Source organism: Mesorhizobium sp., from assembly GCF_024509055.1.
In the GTDB taxonomy this organism is placed as follows: domain Bacteria; phylum Pseudomonadota; class Alphaproteobacteria; order Rhizobiales; family Rhizobiaceae; genus Mesorhizobium.
The window spans coordinates 1-2,566 of sequence record NZ_JANINM010000254.1; the positions used below are offsets into that span (position 1 = coordinate 1).

A 2,566-nucleotide genomic window follows, 5' to 3' on the forward strand; every position below is an offset into this window, starting at 1 on the left:
AATCGCTCGTCCTCCAACGTGCGACGCGCCCGCTTCAGCGTCGAGGACGTGGTGACGCTCACCATGGATTTCTATCGCCGCAATTACATCGAAGGGCTGTTCCTGTCCTCCGGGGTCATCCGTTCGCCAGACGAGACGATGGGCGAGATGGTCGAGGTAGCGCGCCGGCTCAGGATCGAGGAAAAGTTCGGCGGCTATATTCACCTGAAAACCATACCCGAAGCGTCGGCTGAACTGATCGAGATGGCCGGCCTTTATGCCGACCGCCTGTCGATCAATGTCGAACTGCCGACCGACGAAGGCGTGAAGATGCTCGCCCCGGAAAAGAAGCCGGAAACGATCCGGCTTTCAATGGCGAAGCTGCGCCGCAAGATCGAAGAGAAGGCCGAACCGACATTGCAGAGCCGCAAACGTGAGCGCTTCGCGCCAGGTGGTCAATCCACGCAAATGATTGTCGGTGCGGACCGGACTTCCGACGACGGCATCCTGCGCGCCAGCGCTCGGCTCTATGGCAGCTATCACCTGCGCCGTGTCTACTACTCCGCCTTCAGCCCGATTCCCGATTCATCCTTGACACTGCCGCTGCAGAAGCCGCCGCTGATGCGCGAGCATCGCCTCTATCAGGCGGACTGGCTGATGCGTTTCTACGGCTTCTCGCAGCCCGAGATCCTGGCGGGCAGCCGCGACGGCATGCTCGACCTTGCCATAGACCCCAAGCTTGCCTGGGCGCTGCGCAACCGCGGCCGGTTCCCGGTCGACATCAACCGTGCCGAACGGGAGGCGCTGCTGCGCGTGCCAGGGCTGGGCACCAAGGTGATCGACAAGATTCTGGAAACGCGGCGCTATCGCCGGCTGCGGCTCGAGGATGTCGGCCGGCTCTGTCACTCGGTCGCCAAGCTGCGGCCCTTCATCATCGCGGAAGGATGGTCGCCCGGCGCGCTGACCGACAAGGCCGGCCTGCGTGAAACCGTCACTCGTTCCTGCGAGCAGCTTTCGCTGTTTTAACCCATGGCAAGAGCCCAGCTCAACCTTGCAGACCATCTCGTGCGCCTTGAGAGCGAGACCGACTTCGCCGGTTGGCGCGATGCCGCGCGGCAGTTGGCGACAAACGACATCCCGCCCGAGGATGCCGCATGGCAGGTTGATCCCGGAGCGGATCAAGGCGGCAGCGGTTTGCCGGATTGCCCGCCCGGTGTACGGCTGGCGGTGCCGCGTGAGTTCGTCGAGCGCGCCGAGACCATCATCTGCCATTGCGACCCGGAGCGCTTTGGCTTCCTCTATCGGTTGCTCTGGCGGTTGCGATCCGAGCCGAAACTGCTCTCCATCGCCTCCGATCCGGATATCCGGCGGCTGGAGGCCATGGAGAAGGCCGTGGGGCGCGACATCCACAAGATGCAGGCCTTCGTGCGCTTCCGAAAGATAGGCGAGGGTGCGGACGAACGCTACGTCGCCTGGTTCGAGCCCGAGCATTTCATCGTCGAGCGCAATGCCGATTTCTTCGTGCGGCGTTTCACAGGGATGCGCTGGACGATTCTGACGCCGCATGCCTCCGCCGACTGGGACGGCGAGCGGCTGGCGATTGGCCCGGGCGCCAGCAAGCGCGACGCACCCGCCGAGGACGACACGGAAGCGCTGTGGCGGACCTATTTCGAAAACATCTTCAATCCGGCGCGCCTCAAGGTGAAGGCAATGCAGAAGGAGATGCCAAAGAAATACTGGCGGAACCTTCCGGAGGCCTCGCTCATTCCAGGTCTGATAGCAGGAGCGGACAGAGCCACATCAGCCATGATCGCCCGTATGCCAACCACGCCGGCGCCGCACCATGCCAAGGTGCAGGCCAAGCACTGGCCGAAGCCGGACGATGGCGATGAAACGGAAACCGCCGACACGATCCCCGAACTGCGCAACCTGGCGAAAGGCTGCCATCGCTGCCGGCTCTGGCGCGACGCGACGCAGACCGTGTTCGGCGAAGGGCCGGAGAATGCGGACGTGATCTTCGTCGGCGAACAGCCCGGCGATCAGGAGGATCTGGCCGGCAAACCGTTTGTCGGCCCGGCCGGCAAGGTCTTTGACGGTATCCTGGAAGAGGCCGAAATCGACCGGCGCAAGGTCTATGTGACCAACGCGGTGAAGCACTTCAAATTCGAGCCACGCGGCAAGCGACGCATCCACTCCAAGCCCAATGCCGGCGAGATCCAGACCTGCCGCTGGTGGCTGGATAAGGAGCTCGATCTCATCAAGCCGAAGCTCGTGGTGGCGCTTGGCGCGACGGCGGCGCAATCGCTGCTCGGGAAGGCGGTGCCCATCACCAGGATGCGCGGCGACGTGGTCGAGCGCGACGACGGGCTGCGTGTGTTTCTCACCATCCACCCATCCTTCATCCTGCGTATTCGGGAGCAGGAGGAGAAGGAAGCCGAGCGCGAGCGGTTTTTGCAGGATATGCGGAAGGTGAAGCAGCTGATGGCTGCTTGATCGATCGTGCAACGTTGAAGATTCGCCGAAACGTCCGTCGCTTCGTCATCCTCGGGCTTGACCCGAGGATCCTGTGTGTTGGTTCAGGTGTATG

Annotated in this window: 2 protein-coding genes; both read left to right on the top strand. The window is 63.1% G+C overall.

Features of this window, described 5'->3' with window-relative positions:
* The coding region (locus Q0L57_RS12295; RefSeq protein WP_296742989.1) for a putative DNA modification/repair radical SAM protein at window positions 1-1,005 on the top strand (1,005 nt) is incomplete at its 5' end.
* Window positions 1,006-1,008: 3 nt separating this feature from the next.
* Entirely contained in the window at window positions 1,009-2,472 is a 1,464-nt protein-coding gene (locus Q0L57_RS12300) for a UdgX family uracil-DNA binding protein (protein WP_296742991.1), read from the top strand.
* Window positions 2,473-2,566 lie beyond the last annotated feature (94 nt).

What these genes read in the sequence shown, in the direction of transcription:
- Q0L57_RS12300 (WP_296742991.1), top strand. Translation starts at nt 1,009, where the DNA reads ATGGCAAGAGCCCAGCTCAACCTTGCAGACCATCTCGTGCGCCTTGAG.